The following is an 18,438-nucleotide window of genomic DNA, read 5'->3' on the forward strand; positions in this document are numbered from 1 at the left end:
GCGCGCTAGAACTCGATCCCTGCCTGTGCCTTCACGCCTGCCCGGAAGGGATGCTTGATCTCGGTCATCTCCGTCACGAGGTCGGCGATCTCGATCAGTTCGTCCTTGGCGTTGCGCCCGGTGACGATCACGTGCGTGTCGTGCGGCTTGTTCTTCAAGACCTCGACGATCTCCTCGAGCGGCAGATAGTCGTAGCGCAGCACGATATTGAGTTCGTCGAGGAGGATCAGCTTGTAGCTCTCGTCCGCGATGAGGCGCTTGGCCTGGTCCCAGGCCGCACGGGCAGCGGCGAGGTCGCGCTGGCGGTCCTGGGTGTCCCAGGTGAAGCCTTCGCCCATGGCGTTGATGGTCACCTGGTCTGGGAATTTGAGCAGCACGTCGCGCTCGCCGGTCTCCCAGGCGCCCTTGACGAACTGCACGACGCCGACCTTGAAGCCGTGCCCGATGGCGCGGAACACCATGCCGAAGGCGGCCGTGGATTTGCCCTTGCCCTTGCCGGTATGGACGATGAGCAGGCCCTTTTCCTCGGTCTTGGTGGCGAGAATCTTGTTCCGCGCCTCCTTTTTCTTGCGCATCTTTTCGGCGTGATAGGCGTCACGCTCAGCCTCGGTCATGAGGTCGGTCTTCTTGGGGGGGCGTTCAGTCATGGCTGGGCTTGCTCCGCGTGTCTGATGATGGCCTGGGCGGCCTCTCGGGGCGATAGATTTGTGGTTTCGAGGTCGAGCCGGTTGGGATGCTCGAAGCGCAACATGGGCACTTCGCGGCGCACCCGCTCGGCGGAAGCGATGTCGGTGTGCTTGAGACGCTCTTCGCGGTCGGGCGAGGCGATGCGCTGGGCGTGGGCTTCGTCGGTAGCGCTCAGGACCACCGGCACGAAGGCGCTGCCGCGGCGACGGGCCATGTCTTCCATCTGCAGATAGACGGCACGGTCGATCTCGTCATCGACGAGGAAATTGGTGAGGACGTAGCTGGCTTCGGCTGGCGCCAGTTCGGTGATAGCGGCAACGGCCTGATCGCGGATGACCTGGATGAGCTCCCAGGTGCGCTCGGGCAGCGGCGTCTTGCCGTCGGCGCGGATCAGCGAGAAGACCACGTTGTTGATGAGGTGATTGTCGAAGAGCCGCGCATCGGTCCGCGCGCAGATTTCGCGTGCGACGGTGAGCTTGCCGACGCCGTAATGGCCGATGAGATAGATGACTTTGTTTTCCATCACGCCCCCGTTTCCAGGAAAGCGTAGGCGGAGTTGGAGCGGGGCGTCCAGAGGCCGCGGGAGAGGGCTTCGCGGAACTTGTTGAGCAGTTCGTCATAGCCGAAGCTATTGGCGGACTGAAGAAATTCGCGGACGGCGTCGTTTTCGACATAGGCCTCGAAAGCGAGGTCGAAATGGTGCGTCTTGACCGCGCCGGTGGTGGCGGCGAAGGCGAACATGAAGTCGACGGTGGCGATGATCTCGAAGGCGCCCTTGTAGCCGTGGCGCATCATGCCGCCGATCCATTTGGGATTGACGACGCGTGAGCGCATGACGCGCGAGATTTCTTCATCGAGCGTGCGGGCGACCGGGTTTTCGGGGCGGGAATGATCGAGGTGATAGGCAGCGGGCTGGCGGCCGGTAAGGGTTTCGGCGGCGGCAGAGAGGCCGCCCTCGAACTGGTAGTAATCGTCCGAGTCCAGAAGGTCGTGTTCGCGGTTGTCCTGATTGTGGAGGACGGCGTCGATGTCGGAAAGGCGGGCGGCGAAGCGGGCGCGTTCGGGGAGGCCGGCGGCCTGGGCGCCGAAGGCGTATTGGCCCCAGTCGAGGAAGGTTTTGGCGAGGTCGGCCTTGGTCTGCCACTGGCCGGAATCGATCATGGCGTTGAGGCCCGCGCCATAGGTTCCGGGCTTGGAGCCGAAGATGCGGTGGCCGGCACGCAGGGCCGCTTCGGTTTCGCTGGCGCCTTCGGACATCAGGCCGAGGGCATCGGTGCGCATGCGGGCCGCGATGGGGTTTTGGTCCTCCGGCTCGTCGAGCGCGCCGATGGCGCGGACGGCGCGGTCGAAGAGCGCGATCTGCTGGGGGAAGGCGTCGCGGAAAAGACCGGAAATCCTGAGGGTTACGTCGACGCGGGGGCGGCCGAGTTTCGCCATCGGGATGATCTCGTAGCCGGAAACGCGCAGCGAGGACGGGTCCCATTGCGGCTTGGCGCCGATCAGCGCCATGGCCTGGGCGATGTCATCACCGCCGGTGCGCATGTTGGCGGTGCCCCAGACCGAGAGCGCGACAGAGCGGAGGTAGGTTCCGTGGTCCTGAAAGTGGCGGGTAATGAGGTTTTCCGCCGATTTGCGACCGAGTTCCCAAGCGGTGGGCGTGGGGACGGCGCGGGTGTCGACGGAATAGAAATTGCGGCCCGTGGGGAGGGTGTCTGGGCGCCCGCGAGAAGGGGCGCCGGAGGGGCCGGGGGGCACGTGCTTGCCGTCGAGACCAGCAAGCAGGGCCTTGATTTCGTTGGGACCTGAGGTCGCGAGGCGGGGGCGGATGATGGTGTCGACGGTGGCGAGAACAGCGCGGGTGGCTGTCCATTCGGCGGGGGCGGGAGTGCCTTGGACCAGTTGGGCGGCAATGCTCTCGAGGGCCTCAACCACATCGCCCACGCGCCGCAGTTTTGCCGGGCCGGTGAACGGCGGATCAACGACGATGAGCGGACCCGACCACGGCTCCCCGAGCTTGGCGGTCAGGGGATCGAAACCGAGCTTCAGGTCATCGGCGAGCGCGCGGATGAGGGAGGCGTCTGCAGGAGAGTTATCCCCGCGTGGGACACGGGCCAAGGCGACGATGAGATCGCGCTCCATCTCGCCCTGCGGGGAGCGGCCGAAGACGTGGAGGCCGTCGCGGATTTGCGCTTCCTTCAGGTCGCACAGAAAATTGTCGATGGTCTTGAGCGCTTCGTTCTCGTCTTCGGGCAGGCCGATGTCGCGGTCGAGGCGGGCGTCGCGGGTGAAGTCGAGAATGCGCTTGCGCAGATCGTCCAGCCGGCGGCGATCGAGGCCGAGGGCGGCGTAGTATTCGTCGAGCAGCGCTTCGAGGTCTTTTAGGGGGCCATAGGTCTCGGCGCGGGTGAGCGGCGGGGTCAGGTGATCGATGATAGTGGCGCCGGTGCGGCGCTTGGCCTGCGTGCCCTCGCCCGGATCGTTGACGATGAAGGGGTAGAGATGTGGAAGCTGGCCCCAGAGGGCATCGGGATAGGAAGCGGCATCGAGCGCGGCGCCCTTGCCGGGCAGCCATTCGAGATTGCCGTGCTTGCCGTTGTGGATGAGGGCGTGGGCGCCAAACTCGTGGCGCAGCCAGAGGTAGGCGACGAGATAGGCGTGCGGCGGGACGAGGTCGGGATCGTGGAAATTGAGGGTCTCGTCGCCCGAATAGCCGCGCGAGGGCTGGAGGATGATGGCGATGTTGCCGAGGGTGAGCGCGGGGAGATGAAAGTTTTCGCCGCGCACGAAGGGGTCCGCCGACGGGTCGCCCCAGCGGGTGGTGACTTCGGTGCGGATCTTTTCGGGGAGGGCCGAGAAGAGGGCGCGGTAGCGGGCGAGCGGGAAGGGGATGCCTTCGCCGCGCGCGGGAGCGGCGTTGGTGGGGCCGGATTGGAGACGGGCGATGAGGGTGGTGGTATCGGGGATGGGGCTCCACCCCTCCCTGGCCCTCCCCATCAAGGGGAGGGTGGGGGCCTGAACTTCGGCTGGTGGTTGGCGCTTACCCCCACCCCTGTCCCCTCCCCGCAAGGGGGAGGGAGACGCGGTGGTTAGATCGTAACCGGCGGCGGCCATGGCGTGGAGGATCTCGACCGTCGACTCCGGGGCGTCGTAGCCGACGCCATTGGCGAGGCGGCCGTCGCGGATCGGGTAGTTGGCGAGGACCAGGGCCACGCGCTTGTCGGCGTTGGCGAGGCTGCGGAGGCGCGCGTAGTTGGCCGCCAGTATGGCGGTGCGAGCGATGCCGTCGTGGTCGGGAGAATAGGATGAGAGCGCGCACTCGGTAGCCTCATGCCAGACCGAGGATTCCTTGTGGCCGACGATGAGGCCGCCGATGCGGCCGTCGAGTTCGGGCAGGACCAGCAGCATGGCGAGGTCCTTGGCGGAAAGGCCCTGGTAGTCGGTCGCCCATTGTTCGCGCGAGCGGCCCGATTGCACCAGCTGGATCACTGGCGCGTCGGTGTCGGCGAAGGGGTTTTGGGCGGGGTCGAGGGTGTCGAGGCCCAGCGCGAAGCCGGTGAGGTTGAGTATGGCGGCGGGCGGGAACTCTGCGAGCGCGGCTTTGATGAAGCGGGCGCAGGAGGGCTCCTTGAGGGTGGAGACCACCAGTGGGATCGGGGTGAGGCCTGCCTCGGTGAGGGTAGCGATGAGGGCGGTCAGCGTGCCGGTGCCGGCGCCTTCGAGGGCGGCTCGGTAGAAGAGGATGGGGGTGTGGGCGCGGTGGGTGTGGCTCACCCCCATCCCAGCCTCCCCCGCAAGGGGGGAGGTGTTTGGATCGAGTTGCTGGCTGGCGGAGTGGTCAACACCCACGGTCGGCACCTCCCCCCTTGCGGGGGAGGATGGGAGGGGGGTAGGCCGCCCGTTCTGAGTTCGGGGCTCACCCCCACCCTTGTTCCCTCCCCACAAGGGGGAGGGAGACGTTTTGGCGTGTTCGGTGCGCAGGCTCTCGGCGTCGGTCATGCCAAGGTCTGGGTGCCAGTAGCCGAAGCGGGCAAAGGGTTTTGTCTGGAGGTCGGCCAACACCGCCTCCCTCCCCCCTGTGGGGAGGGTCGGGGTGGGGATGGCCAGCAACCGGAACCCCTCCAGCAGCGTATCCGCGTTCTCCGGCCCTCCGGCGACGAACAGCGATAGCAGCCGGTCCCAGTCCTCCCCCGCAATGGTCGAACGGCTGCGCAGCACCGGATCGGGGACGGCGTCGTGGGAGAGGATCACCAGCGGAATGTTCTTGCGCATGGCCAGCGCATAGATTTCGTCGACGCCGTATTGCCAATAGGCGGGGCCGCCAATGAGGCGGAGGACGATGAGCCTGGCGTGTTGCACGGTCTGGTCGAGCCAGAGGTCGACCGAAAGGTTGTGCGAGAGCTTCAGGAGATTCGCGAGCCGCAAGCCCTTGTAGCCGGCGCGGTCGGTGGCGGCGGCGAGCATGGCCAGTTCGCTGTCGGCGGAGGTGCCGAAGACGATCTCGCCGGGCGACTGGTTGAGATCAATCGCCTCGCCTTCCTGCTGTATGGCGCCGGCCTGGGCCGCGAGGAGGTGCATGCTGTGTCCTTTGGGGTGCGGTGGTTGGGGCCGCCCCTCACCCACCGCTGCGCGGCGACCTCTCCCCGAGGGGGAGAGGTGACCTTGTAGCGCGATCGTGCCGCTGTTCCTTCGCCCCTCCGGGGAGAAGATGGCCCGTCAGGGCCGGATGAGGGGTCAGGCCGCCTGCAGGCTGGCAGTAATCGCGTCGCGGTCGAGCGGACTTTCCCCGATCACCACCAGCGCGGTTTCGCGCTTTTCGCCATCCTTCCAGGGACGGTCGAAATAGGCGTTTACGCGCGGGCCGACCGCCTGGATGGCGAGGCGCGCCGGGGCGCCTTCGATGGCGGCAAAGCCTTTCAGGCGCAGCACGTCGTGGGTGCGGATGGTTTGCTCGATGGTCCTAAGCAGCGCTTCGCGGCTACCGGCCGGGAGACGGACCGAGAAGCTGTCGAAGTCGTCGTGCTCGTGACCCTCGCCGCCATGCTCCAGTTCGTGGGCGGATTCGCGGCCGTCGAGATTGTCCTCGGTGGCCATGCCCAAGCCAAGAAGCGCGACGGTATCGACATGGCCGTTGGCGGCGCGCACGATCCCCGTGCCGGGGCGCATGGCGGCGCGCAGTTCCGCTTCCACGGGAGCAAGGCCGGATTCGTCGACGAGGTCGGTCTTGTTGACGATGATGAGGTCGGCGGAAACCAGCTGGTCCTTGAAGAGCTCGCCCAGGGGCGTCTCGTGGTCGAGCATGGAATCGGCCTTGCGCTGCACATCGACCGCCTCTTCATCGGAGGCAAAACGGCCTTCCGAGAGCGCGGCAGCGTCGACCACAGTCACCACGCCGTCGATGGTCACTTCGGTCTTGATCTCCGGCCAGTTGAAGGCACGGATCAGGGGCTGGGGCAGAGCCAGGCCCGAGGTTTCGATGACGATGTGGTCGGGGCGCTCGGCGCGCCCCAGCAGGGTCTTCATGGTGGGAACGAAATCGTCGGCCACGGTGCAGCAGATGCAGCCATTGGCCAGCTCGATCATGTCCTCTTCTCGGCAGGTTTCGTCCCCGCAGCCGGCCAGCACTTCCTTGTCGACGCCGATGTCGCCGAACTCGTTGATGATGAGCGCAATGCGCTTGCCCTTGGCATGGCCGAGCAGGTGCCGGACGAGCGTGGTCTTGCCCGAGCCCAGGAAGCCGGTGATGACGGTTACGGGGATCTTTTCGCTCATGCGTGCACCATTCTGGTTTGGGAGGCTTCGGCCTTGGCGAAGCGGGTGTTGAGATAGCCCAGGAGCGGGCCGACGATGAACCAGAAGACGGCACCGGCCGAGAGCGCGCTGGCGGCGAAGGCGGTGGCGAGGTGCGCCGGCACGGCGCTCGGTTCATGGGGCGGCTGCGGGGCGCCGATAAGGTGGGGGAGGAGGATCAGCACGGCGCCGACAGCAATGGCCTGCCAGTTACGGAATTTTGCGATGCCCAGAAGCGCCGCGCCGGTGGCAATGACCGTACCCCACCACCAGAGCTGGCGAGCACCCAGGTCCGCGGCCGGCATGCCCGGAAGTTCGGGCGGCAGACCGAAGGCGGGGGCGAGCTGGAAGACGATGAAGCCGCCCAGGCCCCAGACGATGCCGTTGGCGGCGGTGACGGGCAGGCCCACGAGCACCGAAACGGCGGCAAGGACCAGCGCGAAGCCGATGGCAGCGAGGATGTCGGCAAGGACGGTATAGAAGATGCGCTCAGCGCCATCCTGGGGCGCCCAGGCGTCTTCGTCGTGCTCGTGTTCATGAGCCGCGGCAGGGGTAGCAGCGGTGGCGTCGGCATGATCGTGAACGGCCGGGGCTTCCTGGCCTTCATAGGTTTCGGCCTCGAGGATCAGCGGGGCGACGCGCCACTGCTGGACAGCCGACATGGCAAGACCGGCCGCGAGTCCGGCAAGGACCGCAGCGAAAAAGATTCGCCGGAACAGATTCATTTTTGTCTCTGAGAGCTTAGTGGCAGGGGAAGCCGAGGGCGTGGCGGGTGTCGTGAGCGCCGTTGTGGACGCGCATGTCACTGGCAAAGCCGATGCCGCCCAGCAGCACGAAGCCCAGGATGAGGGCCAGGCCGCCAGCGATAAGCCGCTGAGACAAGGTAAGGTTGATGGTCTGGGTCTGCGTAGCAGTGGTCATTTGCGGACACCCTCCGTGCGCGCGGATTGAAACTTGGGCGTCATCGCCCGGTTGCGCTGGCAGGTCTCCTGGCTCACGGCCTCTTTGTCGCCCTTGCCGCCTTCCCGGATCGCGAGGATCCAGTGGCGTGTGGCAGAGCTAGCCGCTTACAGTTGCGGGGGCAGCCACGGTTTAGGCCCCTGATGGGTAATCCGCACCGTGTTCCCTTTTCATCCCCTTACGCTTTCGTTCGGGGGAACCAACGTAGGGTTAGGATTGCCACAGATGCTCGTCGCAGGTCAATGCGGGTGAAATGGCGCGAAAAGTCCCTATCTATGGGGAAGAGACGTTTTGTCCCCGAATGGAGAGCCCCATGGACGAACAGCCCAAGGATCACTGGAAGACCTTTACCGAGGAAATCGAGGTAGCGGGCAGCCAGCTGGTGGAGCGCATCACGCAATTGCTCAAGGAAGGCAATGTACGCAAGTTGCGCGTCAAATCCGAGCGCGGCGACATCTATGCCGAAATCCCGCTTAACGCGGGCGTCGGCCTTGGCGGCATCGTGGTGCTGGCCGCTCCGTGGCTGGCGCTGCTCGGCTCGCTTGCCGGGCTCCTTGCCCGCGTCAAGATCGAGGTCGTGCGGATCGAGCCGGTGGAAGACGCCGACGAGGCCAAGGCGAACAAGCAGCCGGACGAGCCGGATATCGACATCTAGGGCTGGGCGGTCTCGCCGCCCGCTTCCTCGCCCCCGCCCGCTTCTTCCTCGGAAGCATTGGGGTCGGGGTAGCTCATGGTGATGCTTTCGACGCGGGCGTCGAGATCGACGAGCAGTGGCTCGGTGGAGGCCACCTCCTTGTCGCCCACCACCGGCGTGTCATCGACACTTGCGCCCAGGTCCTTGGTGGGCTGGAAGGTCAGCGACAGGCTGCAATCGCCGGGAAGGCTTGCGAGCTTGCCGGAATCGAAGCCGGCCGTGCCACCGTAATCCCAATAGAAGCCGAGCAGCGTGAAGGGCTCGCCGTTGAGCGCCTGCACCTTGGCCACGGTCTGGCCGACCTGGACGCCGCCGGGCGCGACATCGCTGGCCGGCACGGTGAACCAGGCAAGCTGCTCGTGCCTTTCCTCGTCCCACCAGCCGACCTGGAAACTCTTGGCCTCGTCATTGGGGAAGACCGTGGTGGCGAGCATGGTTTCGCCTTCGGCGCCGGGTACTTCGCCGGTGATCACGTTCTCCTTGCCATAGGTCTCGATGAGCCGGGCCTCGGACGAATCGGGGCCCAGGGCGCCCGAACAGGTAAGCTCGGCTGCGGCGACCGGGGCGGCCGCAACGAGCAAGGCGGCAAGGGCGGCAGAGGTGCGCTGGATCATTTCTAGCCTCGCGAGTCGTTCACACGGAAGTGTGTACGGGGCGTCGCATGACTGCAAGATGAACGAAGCCCGTTGACGGCCGAACGGAAGGCGGAGAGTGTGCGCCACCCCTGCCCTTCCGGTGCTCCATGCCGTTCAATCCTTCCGCCGTGCTGCCGATCCTCCTCCTTGTCGGCTCCAATGTCTTCATGACCGTGGCCTGGTACGGGCATCTCAAATTCCCCCATGCCCCGATGTGGGCTGCGGTGATGGCAAGCTGGGGCATTGCGCTGGTGGAATACTGGCTGGCGGTGCCGGCCAACCGCATCGGCTACGGCACCTATAGCGCTGCCGAACTCAAGACCATCCAGGAAGTGATCTCGCTCACGGTCTTCGTGGGCTTTGCCGTGCTGGTGCTGGGGGAAAAGCTCACCTGGAACCATGCCGTGGGCTTCACCCTCATCTTTGCCGGCGCCTTCTTCATCTTCAAGGGACCGCTCAACTAGCTCCAGGCCGGAAACGGATCGGGAAGGCTTGTCCAGTTTTCGGGCGCGAAGCCGCGCGCGGGGACGAGGCATGCATCGAGCTCTCGGCGGATCGCCGCCTCGTCCATGCCCTCGAGCCCGATGAAGACCAGTTCCTGCCGCCGATCGCCCCAGACGGGATCGAGATAGGGTGTCATCGCAGCCAGCCATTCAGGGTCGTCCGGCCAGCGCTGGCGCGGAATCGCCGCCCACCAGAGGCCGCGGCGCCCGGTACGCACCAGCGCTCCGGCCTGGCTCAGTTCGCCGACGAAATGCGGGCGCGTGGCCAGCCAGAAGAAGCCCTTGGCGCGAACGACGCCCGGCCAAGTGCGCGCGATGAAGCGATCGAGCAGCGCAGGGTTGAAAGGACGCCGGGCGCGGTAGACGAAAGAGCGGATACCGTATTCGAGCGTTTCGGGCACATGGTCGGTAAAGCCATGCAATTCCTTGAACCAGAGCGGATTGCGCTCGGCCATTTCTAGGTTGAAAAGCCCGGTATCGAGCACGCGATCGAGCGGCACCGCGCCGAAATCGGTCTCGATGAGTTCGGCCGCAGGATTGAGCGCCTTGATGATACGGCGCGCCGCCTCGCGCGCTTCCGGCAAGGCCGAAGAGACCTTGTTGAGCACGATGACGTCGGCGAATTCGATCTGCTCGACGAGGAGATCGACCAGCGCCCGCTCATCCTCGGGTCCCAGCGTTTCGCCGCGATCGCTAAGGAAATCGGAAGATCCGTAATCCTTGAGCAGGTTGGCGCAATCGACCACCGTGACCATGGTGTCGAGCCGGGTAATATCGGCAAGGCTCTGCCCGTTCTCGTCGCGAAAATCGAAGGTAGTGGCCACCGGCAACGGCTCGGAAATGCCGGTCGATTCGATCAGCAGGTAGTCGAAGCGCCCGTCTTCGGCGAGCTTGCGCACTTCGGCCAGCAGGTCGCCGCGCAGGGTGCAGCAGATGCAGCCATTGCTCATCTCGACGAGCTTTTCGTCGGTGCGCGAAAGGTTGGCGCCGCCGTCGCGCACGAGCGTAGCGTCGATATTGACCTCGCTCATGTCGTTGACGATCACGGCCACGCGCCGGTTCTCTCGATTGTTGAGGATGTGGTTGAGAAGCGTGGTCTTGCCGGCGCCGAGGAAGCCGGAAAGCACGGTTACGGGGAGACGTTTCATGAGGCGACCATTGGTGCGAGAAGCCTCCCCCAGACCCGCCGGGAGAGGCGATTAAGGGGTTCAGTGATGGTGGTGATGCCCGTGCGTCTCGCCGGCGCCGCCGACGGCCACGATGTTGTAGGGCCTGCCTTCGACGGCGATCTCGCGCGTCTTGGCGAACGCTTTCGCGTCGACCACGTGGATGAGGCGCTTGAGCGGATCGGTCACGGCGATCTCGCCGCCCGCAACGGCGACGCGCGGACGCGGCAGGTTCCATTCGCCGTCCATTGAATAGGGCTCGGTCAGGTGCAGCGTGCCGGTGATGGCGGCTGAGAGGATATCGAGCTGCAGTAGGTTTCCGTCTTCGGTGAACACATAGGCGAATTTCGGTTGTTCGGGATCGACCGCGAAATGGACGCGCCGGGTCGGCAGGGTCACCAGTTGGAAGGCATCGGTGGCCGAGGGATCGATCACGGCTACGCGGTCGGCGCCGTAATTGCCGAGGAAATACTGGAAGCCTGAGCCGCCGAGGAGCGTGGTCACCTTGCCCGGGGGCAGATCGGCGGCATAGGGCAGGAACTCGATCTGCGGACCCGAGGCGCCTTCCTTGGCCAACAACAGGCCGGTGCCGCAGGCTATGGCCAGCAGATTGCCGGATGTCGCCTCGCCGTGAAGATCGGGGCAGGGATGGAAATCACCAAGCTTTTCTCCCGCGGCGTCGAGGACCCAGATACCAGTGGGCAAGGCCTTGGGGTCGGCCTCGTTGGGCTGGGTGACGAGGGTGTAATCCTCCATCGGGATGGCGACGCCGTGATGTGGCGCCGACGTGTGAACCTCGCGGAAAGCCGTATCGCCCTTCAGCACAGCCGCTTCCGGATAGATCCGCGCGGTCCCCTCTCCATCATAGAAGATCGCGAACTGGTCATCGTGCTCGACGAAATGCACCGGCCGCTCGCCCGTCAGCACGGCATCTGTCAGCGCCGGCTCGCCGAGCTTGAGGTCGCCGTGGTCGCCATGATCCTCGATCTCGACGCCTGAGGCGATGATTGCGACGCGGTTCTGCTCGCCCTGCACGGCATAGACCGCGCGCTTGCCCTTGGTAGCGTAGAGCGTCGCCGGGCCGTCGATGGCAAAGCTATCAAGCGCTGCGCCGCTTTCCAGATCGATCGCCGTGACGCGCGGCTGATCGTGGTCTGCCACGAAAAGTCGCCAGGCGACCTCTTCCTCGGCGAAAGCCGAAGCGGGAATCGCGAGCACTGCCAGCGCCGCGAGAGTGGAGGGAACATACCTCATGAAAGCTCCATATTTTATAACGTAACGTTGATTGATAGGGTCGCCATCCATGGCGTCGCTGCTGCCCGAACAAATGTAATTGTATAACGTTTCGTTTTTCGCGCTGGCAAGCGTTGACAAGAAAAATGTTATTACGTTACATCGCGAGCCATTCCGGAGCCGCATCATGGCCGCACAGCCACACCACGATCATGTCCATCAACGCCGTCCTGCCGTGCAGAAGCGAGCCTTCAGCCTGGCGCAGCACGGTTTGATGCTGCGGCTTGGCGTGGCGGCCACGCTCATCGCCGCCATCTGGGTGGTGCTGATCGCGCTGGTGCAGGCATGAGCGCCATTACCCTCAAGGACGTGACGCTCGGCTACGAGGGACACCCGGCCGTGCATCATCTCGACGGGACGTTCGAGAGCGGTTCGCTCACCGCCGTGGTTGGGCCGAACGGCTCGGGCAAATCCACGCTGCTCAAGGGTATTGTGGGCATGCTCCAGCCGCTGACCGGCGCTATCGAACGCGCGCCTGACAGCACCATCGCCTACCTGCCGCAGAGCGCCGAGATCGATCGCACCTTCCCCGCGACGGTGGCCGATCTCGTCTCGCTGGGCCATTGGCGGCGGCGCGGTCTTTTCGCGGCCATTACCGGCAGCGATTATCGCGAGGTCGAGACGGCCCTGGCCAATGTCGGGCTGACCGGCTTCGAAAACCGACCCCTCGATACCCTTTCCGGCGGCCAGCTCCAGCGCGCGCTCTTCGCCCGCGTGATGCTGCAGGATGCCGATATCATCCTCCTCGACGAGCCCTTCACCGCCATCGACGAGAAGACCGTGATCGACCTCATCGAACTCGTGCGCCGCTGGCATGCCGAAGACCGCACGGTGGTTGCCGTCTTGCACGACGCCGAGATGGTCAAGGCCATCTTCCCCCGCACGCTGCTGATGGCGCGCGAACCGGTGGCCTGGGCCGATACCGAGGATGCGCTCAAGGCCGAAAACCTGCTCAAGGCCCGCCGCATGACCGAGGCCTGGGACGAGCAGGCCCCCTGGCATGAGAACGGCCATGCCCATCACCACGGAGCGGCCCGATGAACCTTTTCGATCTCCTTGTCGGCCCCTTCGTCAGCTACGGCTTCCTCACCCGCGCCCTGGCCGGCTCGATGATCCTTGCCGCCTCGGCGGGCCCTGTCGGCGTTTTCCTGATGCTGCGGCGCATGAGCCTGGCCGGCGACGCCATGGCCCATGCCATCCTGCCCGGTGCGGCTGTCGGCTTTCTCATTGCCGGCCTCCAGATCCTGCCGATGACGCTGGGGGGCTTTGCCGCCGGCCTTATCGTGGCCCTCCTCGCCGGTCTTGTCAGCCGCCTCACTGTGCAGCGCGAGGATACGAGCCTGGCCGCCTTCTACCTCATCTCCCTCGCGCTCGGCGTGATGCTGGTGAGCCTGCGCGGTTCGAGCGTCGATCTCATGCACGTACTTTTCGGCTCGGTCCTGGCGCTCAACAACGACGCCCTGGTCATGATCGGCGCCGTTTCGACCATCAGCCTTGCTACGCTCGCCGTCATCTGGCGCCCGCTCTTTGCCGAATGCCTCGACCCGACCTTCCTGCGCTCGGTCAGCAAGGCCGGGCCGGTAGTGCACTTCCTTTTCCTTGGCCTCGTCGTGCTCAATCTCGTCGGCGGGTTCCAGGCGCTCGGCACCCTGCTTGCCGTCGGCCTCATGATGCTGCCGGCGGCCGCCGCAAGGTTCTGGGTACGCAGCCTGGAAGCACTCTGTGCCCTCGCCATCGGCATCGGCATGGCCTCGAGCTATCTCGGTCTTCTGCTCTCATACTATTTCAGCGTGCCCTCGGGACCGGCCATCATTCTCGTGGCCGGCGGCTTCTACGCCCTGTCGCTGATCTTCGGCACGCGCGGCATCGTCCGCACGCGCATGACCTCGCCCAGACATCGCATCGCATAGGAGCTTGCCCATGTTCGCCCGCGTCCTTCTGGTTTCGACTTTCGCGTTGATGACCGCGCCCGCCTTGGCGGCTCCCGTCAATGCCGTGGCAAGCTTCTCGATACTTGGCGACATGGTGGCGCGCGTCGGCGGGGACCGCATCGCGCTCACCACCATTGTCGGCCCCAATGCCGATAGCCACGTCTATGCGCCCACGCCCGCCGACGCCGCCAATGTCGGCAAGGCGCAGATCTTCTTCGTCTCAGGGCTTGGCTTCGAAGGCTGGATGGATCGCCTCGTTGAGGCTACCGGCTACAAGGGCAAGCTCGTCGTGGCGAGCGACGGCGTCTCCTCGCGCAGCATGGACGAGGACGGCGCGACCATCACGGATCCCCATGCCTGGCAGAGCCTTGCCAACGGCCTGATCTATGTCGCCAACATCGCCAAGGGCCTCTGCGAGGTCGATGCCGAGGGCTGCCCGGTCTATGAGGCCAATGCCAAAGCCTATTCGGACGAAATCTCGGCCCTCGATGCCGAAGTCAAAGCCCAGATCGCCACCGTCCCCGAGGACAAGCGCAAGGTCATCACCACCCATGACGCCTTCGGCTATTTCGGCGCTGCCTATGGCGTGCGCTTTGAGGCGCCCGAAGGGGTTTCCACCGAAAGCGAAGCTTCGGCGACCGATGTCGCCAAGCTCATCGAGCAGATCCGCAAGGACGGCGTTTCCGCACTTTTCGTTGAGAACATGAGCGACGGACGGCTGGTCGAGCAGATCGGGCGGGAGACCGGCGTCAAGCTTGGCGGCGAACTCTATGCCGATGCCCTGAGTACGAAGGACGAAGGCGCCGGCACCTATCTCGACATGTTCCGGCACAACGTGGCGCTGCTGGTGCCTGCGATGAAGGGGGAGTGATCGCTCCCCCGCTTGGACGCGAGCCAAGACTCCCCTAGATTAGGGAGCATGGAGAAGACGATGACACATGTTCACGAGGAACCGGCGGAAGCACTGACCCGGAACCAGGGACTGGTGCTGGGCACGCTGACCGGGGCCGATGCCCCGCTTTCGGCCTATGACATTCTCGACCGGCTGCGCGATGACGGCCTGCGCGCTCCGCTCCAGGTCTACCGCGCGCTCGACAAGCTCGTGGAGCGCGGCCTCGCCCATCGCCTCGAAAGCCTCAATGCCTTCGTCGCCTGCGCCGATGCGCATTGCCACCGCGCCGGCGGCATCATCGCCTTCGCCATCTGCGAGAAATGCGGGCGTGTCGATGAATTTGCCGACGATACGGTGCGCGAGCGCCTGGTTGGCTGGGCCGGCGAAAACGGCTTCAAGCCGAGCCGCACCACGATCGAGCTGCGCGGCACCTGCAGGGAATGCCTGGCTCAGGCCGCCTGAACCGCCATCTCCCAGCTCCCACGCAATGCCCCAAAAAGGGAGACCAGCCAGAATGTTGAGGATCCTGGCTGGCCGGGGAGACGAGTGCAGCAAGCGACCTCGTCGTTCAGGTGGAGCGATACGCTCCGCTGACGAGCAATAGGCCACAGTTTATTATGAGTGTCAAACTCATATTTTAAAACAAAGCCGTTCCGCGGCCGGAAAAGGGCGCGGAACGGAAACTGTCAGTGAGCGGCGAGGAGCGGTTCGCCCAGATCGATGCCCAGACGCGCGCGCAGGTTGCGCTTCTTGTCGGACAGATCGGCGATCGTATAGCTCTCGAGCACGTTGAAGAACGCCTGGAGCGCTTCGGAAAGCGCCGAGCTCAGTTCGCACCCGACATGGAGCGGGCAGGAAATGACGCCGTCATCCTCGAAGCACTCGGCGAGGGCAAAGCTCTCCTCGGTGCGCTTGATGACGTCGAGCAGCGTGATCTCGTTGGCGGGGCGGCCGAGCCGGATGCCGCCATGGCGGCCGCGTACGGTCTCGATGATGCCATCCTCGACCAGCGGCTTGATGAGCTTGAACAGGAAGAGCTCGGAGATGGAATAGGCCTTGGCGATATCGGCGACGCGGCTCAGCTCGGGCGCGTTGACGGCGCAATAGATGAGGCTGCGGATCGCGTAGCTCGATTGTTTGGTCAGCCGCATGGCCATTCCTTCAGGTTTTGAGGCGGCGCAGAGCGCAACCAATGGTTAACCTCTAACGCCAAGTCGATGTCGTCTCAAGGGGGATCAACCCGTTGAAATCGCGCGGGTTTGCAGCCTCAGCAAGGCCCCGAGCGATCGCCACACTTTATAATAGTTCTAAACTTTGTCAACTTAAGTTGACGCCATCTATCAGGAAAGTCGGCGTGTCAGCCGACGACGGTGAGCTTTTCCGCCGCTCGCGTCACGCCCGTATAGAGCCAGCGCCGCCTGTCCTCGCGGAAAACGCTGCTTTCATCGAACAGGTAGACGTTGTCCCACTGGCTGCCCTGGGCTTTGTGGACCGTGAGGCAATAGCCGAAGGTGAATTCGTCGTAGCCGCGCCGTTCAGGCCAGGAGAGGTTGGCTTCCTCCCCGGTGAAGAAGGCCTTGTGGGTGACGACTTTGACCTGCTGGCCGACGCCGGTGCCGTCCTCTTCGGGGTCGAGCCACATCTGGATGCGGCCGTTGGCGCGGGCGTTGATCTGGGCGACGGTAAAAATCTGGCCGTTGAGGAGCTTCTTGATCGGGTTGTTGCGCAGGCACACGAGCCGGTCGCCGACGACGGGTTCCTGGTGTGGCAGGCCCTTCAGCTCACGGATGCGGTCGTTGTACATGAGGCGCGTCTTGTTGCGCCCGACCAGCACCTGGTCGGCACCCAGCACTTCGGACTGGTCGACCTCGCGCGCGCTGATGACCTTGGATTCCCCATAGTTGCCGCGCTCGAGATTGCGGCCTTCGCGAATGTCCATGGACATGCGGATGATGGGGTTTTCCTGGGCCTGGCGGCGGATGTCGGTGAGCATGATGTCAGGCTCGACCTGGGTGAAGTAACCCGCTCCCTGGACCGGCGGCAGTTGGAAGGGGTCGCCGAGGACGAGCACCTTGGTGCCGAAGGAGAGGAGGTCGACGGCCAATGCCTCGTCGACCATCGAGACCTCGTCGATGACGATAAGGTCGGCGGTGACGGCGGCGGATTCCGGATCGAGCACGAAGCGGGGTTCGGAGGCGTTACCCTCGCCCTGCCCCTCGCCTTCAAGTTTATAGATCAAGGAATGGATGGTGGAGGCGCCGCGGCAGCCGCGCTTGCGCATGACGAGCGCCGCCTTGCCGGTGAAGGCGGCGTATTTGACGCTCTTGACGCCCGAGCCCAGATGCTTGGCGAGCGTGGTCTTGCCGGTGCCCGCCCAGCCGAAGAGGCGAAAGACCTGCGGGGCGGATTTATCCTTGAGCCAGGCCGAAACCTTGCCGAGGGCCTCATCCTGCTGGGGCGTCCATTGTACCATCAGGCGATCCGGGTGGTGACGGAGCCGACGCCTTCGACCGCGCCTTCGAGGAGATCGCCGCGAACCACGGGGCCGACGCCGGCGGGGGTGCCGGTGAAGATGAGATCGCCGGGCTTGAGCTCAACCCAGTTGGAGAGGTAGGCGATGGCATCGGCGATGGGCCAGATGAGATCGGAGATATCGCCGCGCTGCTTTTCGACGCCATCGACCTTGAGGGTGATGACGCCCCTGGACGGATGCCCAATGCGGGTGGCCGGGATGAGGTCGCCGATAGGCGCGGAATGGTCAAAGCCCTTCGACATATCCCACGGGCGGCCGGCTTTCTTCGCCACTGACTGGACATCGCGCTGCGTCATGTCGATGCCCACGGCGTAGCCGAAGATCTTCGCAGGAATAGCTTCCGGCGAAAGGTTGGAGCCGCCTTCGGCAAGGGCGACGACGAGTTCGACCTCGAACTGGAAATCCTGCGTGTTGGCCGGATAGGGCGTATCGGCGCCGCCTGTCACGAGGCTGTCGGCCGGCTTTCCGAAGAAGAAGGGCGGCTCGCGGTCGGGGTCGTGGCCCATTTCGCGCGCATGCTCGGCATAGTTGCGGCCCACGCAATAGATGCGGCGAACAGGGAACGCGCCGCCTCCGGCCACGGGAACGGCGGCAACGGGCGGGGCGGGAATCACGAACTGCGTCATCGGGGGCTCCTTGGTGTCCTTGGGTAACGCGAGAGAGCGTTTGCGTCACGGCCTATCTGCCACTAAGAGCGAAGCCACGTTTCTCTAAAGGGAGCTTTCTCGTGACCATCAAGCGTATCGAGCCCGGCAAGCGCATGAGCGAAGCCGTGATCCATGGCAACACCGTTTACCTCGCCGGCCAGGTAGCGACCAACTACGATGCGGGGATCACCGAGCAGGTCCAGCAGGTGCTGGCTGCCATCGATGACGTGCTCGCCAAGGCCGGGACCAACAAATCCAACGTGCTTTCGATGCAGGTCATCCTCAACAATATCGCTGACTTCGCGGCGATGAACGCCGTCTACGATACGTGGATCGACCCGGCCAACCCGCCGGCCCGTGCGACGATCGAGGCTCGGCTGGCGGACCCGCGCCTCAAGGTGGAAATGATCGCAGTGGCGGCGCTGCCGAGCTGATCTGGGCTCAGGTGGTTGTGGGGCGGTCCTCGGGGCCGCCCTTTTTGTTTTGAGGCGTTGCACCTCTCGACGAGGGCGACTGTTTTCGTCCGGGTGGACGAAGGTTTTGAAATCTCGCCACCCCCACAGAGCTTCCCCGGGCGGAGACCCGGGGCCTATTGCACCGCTCCACTCGAGTGGCGGCATCCGTGGGCCCCGGATCAAGTCCGGGGAAGATCGGGGGCGGGGATGGAGCAGTGACAGAAGCGGTGCGCCCCGGTGCAGCAGGCACCGCGC

20 protein-coding genes and 1 riboswitch are annotated in these 18,438 nt (G+C 64.9%); of the genes, 8 read left to right on the top strand and 12 right to left on the bottom strand.

Annotated features, from left to right (window positions below; all coding sequences use genetic code 11):
* Window positions 1–5 precede the first annotated feature (5 nt).
* From cobO to JNE37_RS06250, 6 genes are all read right to left on the bottom strand, one after another.
* Window positions 6–647 carry a cob(I)yrinic acid a,c-diamide adenosyltransferase gene (gene cobO / locus JNE37_RS06225; RefSeq protein WP_246513548.1) on the bottom strand — a complete coding sequence of 214 codons (642 nt, stop codon included), beginning with the start codon at window positions 645–647 and terminating at the stop codon, window positions 6–8.
* Entirely contained in the window at window positions 644–1,210 is a 567-nt protein-coding gene (locus tag JNE37_RS06230; RefSeq protein ID WP_379124900.1) for an AAA family ATPase, read from the bottom strand. Before JNE37_RS06230 ends, cobO begins: the two co-directional genes overlap by 4 nt.
* A complete protein-coding gene (gene cobN / locus JNE37_RS06235) occupies window positions 1,210–5,262 on the bottom strand; it encodes a cobaltochelatase subunit CobN (protein WP_246513550.1) in 4,053 nt (1,350 codons plus the stop codon). The genes JNE37_RS06230 and cobN overlap by 1 nt, the downstream gene beginning before the upstream one ends.
* Window positions 5,263–5,418: 156 nt before the next feature.
* Window positions 5,419–6,456 (bottom strand): cobalamin biosynthesis protein CobW, encoded by a 1,038-nt coding sequence (cobW, locus tag JNE37_RS06240; protein WP_203065678.1) that lies wholly within the window; start codon window positions 6,454–6,456, stop codon window positions 5,419–5,421.
* The gene (locus tag JNE37_RS06245; protein WP_203065679.1) at window positions 6,453–7,199 is read right to left on the bottom strand and encodes a CbtA family protein; all 747 of its coding nucleotides are present in this window, start codon (window positions 7,197–7,199) and stop codon (window positions 6,453–6,455) included. The genes cobW and JNE37_RS06245 overlap by 4 nt, the downstream gene beginning before the upstream one ends.
* A gap of 16 nt (window positions 7,200–7,215) precedes the next feature.
* On the bottom strand, window positions 7,216–7,395 hold the full coding sequence (locus JNE37_RS06250) for a CbtB domain-containing protein (RefSeq protein WP_203065680.1): 180 nt from the start codon (window positions 7,393–7,395) through the stop codon (window positions 7,216–7,218).
* 41 nt (window positions 7,396–7,436) lie between these two features.
* Window positions 7,437–7,653: riboswitch (cobalamin riboswitch) on the bottom strand.
* A 94-nt stretch (window positions 7,654–7,747) separates the two neighbouring features.
* Here JNE37_RS06250 and JNE37_RS06255 point away from each other — a divergent pair.
* A complete protein-coding gene (locus JNE37_RS06255) occupies window positions 7,748–8,089 on the top strand; it encodes a DUF4342 domain-containing protein (protein WP_203065681.1) in 342 nt (113 codons plus the stop codon).
* On the opposite strand, the gene JNE37_RS06260 is transcribed toward JNE37_RS06255, so the two are convergent.
* Window positions 8,086–8,742 carry a hypothetical protein gene (locus tag JNE37_RS06260; RefSeq protein WP_203065682.1) on the bottom strand — a complete coding sequence of 219 codons (657 nt, stop codon included), beginning with the start codon at window positions 8,740–8,742 and terminating at the stop codon, window positions 8,086–8,088. The genes JNE37_RS06255 and JNE37_RS06260 overlap by 4 nt on opposite strands.
* Before the next feature lie 128 nt (window positions 8,743–8,870).
* Here JNE37_RS06260 and JNE37_RS06265 point away from each other — a divergent pair, with 128 nt between their 5' ends.
* The gene (locus JNE37_RS06265) at window positions 8,871–9,227 is read left to right on the top strand and encodes a DMT family protein (protein WP_203065683.1); all 357 of its coding nucleotides are present in this window, start codon (window positions 8,871–8,873) and stop codon (window positions 9,225–9,227) included.
* Here JNE37_RS06265 and zigA read toward each other — a convergent pair.
* Together zigA and aztD are read right to left on the bottom strand one after the other, a co-directional pair.
* Complete coding sequence (gene zigA, locus JNE37_RS06270; protein WP_203065684.1) at window positions 9,224–10,414, bottom strand: zinc metallochaperone GTPase ZigA; 1,191 nt, start codon at window positions 10,412–10,414, stop codon at window positions 9,224–9,226. The two genes, JNE37_RS06265 and zigA, sit on opposite strands and share 4 nt — an antisense overlap.
* Before the next feature lie 60 nt (window positions 10,415–10,474).
* Window positions 10,475–11,686: a zinc metallochaperone AztD gene (gene aztD, locus JNE37_RS06275; RefSeq protein WP_203065685.1), complete on the bottom strand. Its 1,212-nt coding sequence runs from the start codon at window positions 11,684–11,686 to the stop codon at window positions 10,475–10,477.
* Between the two features lie 166 nt (window positions 11,687–11,852).
* On the opposite strand from aztD, the gene JNE37_RS06280 reads away from it, so the two are divergent.
* The 5 genes from JNE37_RS06280 to JNE37_RS06300 are packed head-to-tail and all read left to right on the top strand — an operon-like array spanning window position 11,853 to window position 15,010.
* A complete protein-coding gene (locus JNE37_RS06280) occupies window positions 11,853–12,014 on the top strand; it encodes a hypothetical protein (RefSeq protein WP_203065686.1) in 162 nt (53 codons plus the stop codon).
* The gene (aztA, locus tag JNE37_RS06285; protein WP_203065687.1) at window positions 12,011–12,766 is read left to right on the top strand and encodes a zinc ABC transporter ATP-binding protein AztA; all 756 of its coding nucleotides are present in this window, start codon (window positions 12,011–12,013) and stop codon (window positions 12,764–12,766) included. The genes JNE37_RS06280 and aztA overlap by 4 nt, the downstream gene beginning before the upstream one ends.
* Entirely contained in the window at window positions 12,763–13,635 is an 873-nt protein-coding gene (gene aztB / locus JNE37_RS06290) for a zinc ABC transporter permease AztB (RefSeq protein WP_203065688.1), read from the top strand. The genes aztA and aztB overlap by 4 nt, the downstream gene beginning before the upstream one ends.
* A 10-nt stretch (window positions 13,636–13,645) precedes the next feature.
* Entirely contained in the window at window positions 13,646–14,527 is an 882-nt protein-coding gene (locus tag JNE37_RS06295) for a metal ABC transporter substrate-binding protein (protein WP_203065689.1), read from the top strand.
* 60 nt (window positions 14,528–14,587) lie between these two features.
* Window positions 14,588–15,010, top strand: a complete 423-nt coding sequence (locus JNE37_RS06300) for a Fur family transcriptional regulator (protein ID WP_035036603.1) — start codon at window positions 14,588–14,590, stop codon at window positions 15,008–15,010.
* Between the two features lie 224 nt (window positions 15,011–15,234).
* Here JNE37_RS06300 and rirA read toward each other — a convergent pair whose 3' ends face one another.
* The 3 genes from rirA to JNE37_RS06315 form a co-directional block, all read right to left on the bottom strand.
* Window positions 15,235–15,699 carry an iron-responsive transcriptional regulator RirA gene (gene rirA, locus JNE37_RS06305; protein WP_035036604.1) on the bottom strand — a complete coding sequence of 155 codons (465 nt, stop codon included), beginning with the start codon at window positions 15,697–15,699 and terminating at the stop codon, window positions 15,235–15,237.
* Between the two features lie 206 nt (window positions 15,700–15,905).
* On the bottom strand, window positions 15,906–17,021 hold the full coding sequence (locus tag JNE37_RS06310; protein ID WP_035036606.1) for an ATP-dependent DNA helicase: 1,116 nt from the start codon (window positions 17,019–17,021) through the stop codon (window positions 15,906–15,908).
* Window positions 17,021–17,707, bottom strand: coding sequence for a fumarylacetoacetate hydrolase family protein (locus tag JNE37_RS06315; protein ID WP_203065690.1), 687 nt, complete (start codon window positions 17,705–17,707; stop codon window positions 17,021–17,023). Before JNE37_RS06315 ends, JNE37_RS06310 begins: the two co-directional genes overlap by 1 nt.
* Before the next feature lie 134 nt (window positions 17,708–17,841).
* Here JNE37_RS06315 and JNE37_RS06320 point away from each other — a divergent pair, with 134 nt between their 5' ends.
* Window positions 17,842–18,162 (top strand): RidA family protein, encoded by a 321-nt coding sequence (locus tag JNE37_RS06320; protein WP_246513651.1) that lies wholly within the window; start codon window positions 17,842–17,844, stop codon window positions 18,160–18,162.
* Window positions 18,163–18,438: the final 276 nt, after the last annotated feature.

The sequence above is a fragment of the Paradevosia shaoguanensis genome, from assembly GCF_016801025.1.
GTDB lineage: Bacteria > Pseudomonadota > Alphaproteobacteria > Rhizobiales > Devosiaceae > Paradevosia > Paradevosia shaoguanensis.

Coding starts and splice junctions, on each gene's coding strand:
- cobO (WP_246513548.1), bottom strand. CDS start 647: ATGACTGAACGCCCCCCCAAGAAGACCGACCTCATGACCGAGGCTGAG.
- JNE37_RS06230 (WP_379124900.1), bottom strand. CDS start 1,210: ATGGAAAACAAAGTCATCTATCTCATCGGCCATTACGGCGTCGGCAAG.
- cobN (WP_246513550.1), bottom strand. CDS start 5,262: ATGCACCTCCTCGCGGCCCAGGCCGGCGCCATACAGCAGGAAGGCGAG.
- cobW (WP_203065678.1), bottom strand. CDS start 6,456: ATGAGCGAAAAGATCCCCGTAACCGTCATCACCGGCTTCCTGGGCTCG.
- JNE37_RS06245 (WP_203065679.1), bottom strand. CDS start 7,199: ATGAATCTGTTCCGGCGAATCTTTTTCGCTGCGGTCCTTGCCGGACTC.
- JNE37_RS06250 (WP_203065680.1), bottom strand. CDS start 7,395: ATGACCACTGCTACGCAGACCCAGACCATCAACCTTACCTTGTCTCAG.
- JNE37_RS06255 (WP_203065681.1), top strand. CDS start 7,748: ATGGACGAACAGCCCAAGGATCACTGGAAGACCTTTACCGAGGAAATC.
- JNE37_RS06260 (WP_203065682.1), bottom strand. CDS start 8,742: ATGATCCAGCGCACCTCTGCCGCCCTTGCCGCCTTGCTCGTTGCGGCC.
- JNE37_RS06265 (WP_203065683.1), top strand. CDS start 8,871: ATGCCGTTCAATCCTTCCGCCGTGCTGCCGATCCTCCTCCTTGTCGGC.
- zigA (WP_203065684.1), bottom strand. CDS start 10,414: ATGAAACGTCTCCCCGTAACCGTGCTTTCCGGCTTCCTCGGCGCCGGC.
- aztD (WP_203065685.1), bottom strand. CDS start 11,686: ATGAGGTATGTTCCCTCCACTCTCGCGGCGCTGGCAGTGCTCGCGATT.
- JNE37_RS06280 (WP_203065686.1), top strand. CDS start 11,853: ATGGCCGCACAGCCACACCACGATCATGTCCATCAACGCCGTCCTGCC.
- aztA (WP_203065687.1), top strand. CDS start 12,011: ATGAGCGCCATTACCCTCAAGGACGTGACGCTCGGCTACGAGGGACAC.
- aztB (WP_203065688.1), top strand. CDS start 12,763: ATGAACCTTTTCGATCTCCTTGTCGGCCCCTTCGTCAGCTACGGCTTC.
- JNE37_RS06295 (WP_203065689.1), top strand. CDS start 13,646: ATGTTCGCCCGCGTCCTTCTGGTTTCGACTTTCGCGTTGATGACCGCG.
- JNE37_RS06300 (WP_035036603.1), top strand. CDS start 14,588: ATGACACATGTTCACGAGGAACCGGCGGAAGCACTGACCCGGAACCAG.
- rirA (WP_035036604.1), bottom strand. CDS start 15,699: ATGCGGCTGACCAAACAATCGAGCTACGCGATCCGCAGCCTCATCTAT.
- JNE37_RS06310 (WP_035036606.1), bottom strand. CDS start 17,021: ATGGTACAATGGACGCCCCAGCAGGATGAGGCCCTCGGCAAGGTTTCG.
- JNE37_RS06315 (WP_203065690.1), bottom strand. CDS start 17,707: ATGACGCAGTTCGTGATTCCCGCCCCGCCCGTTGCCGCCGTTCCCGTG.
- JNE37_RS06320 (WP_246513651.1), top strand. CDS start 17,842: ATGAGCGAAGCCGTGATCCATGGCAACACCGTTTACCTCGCCGGCCAG.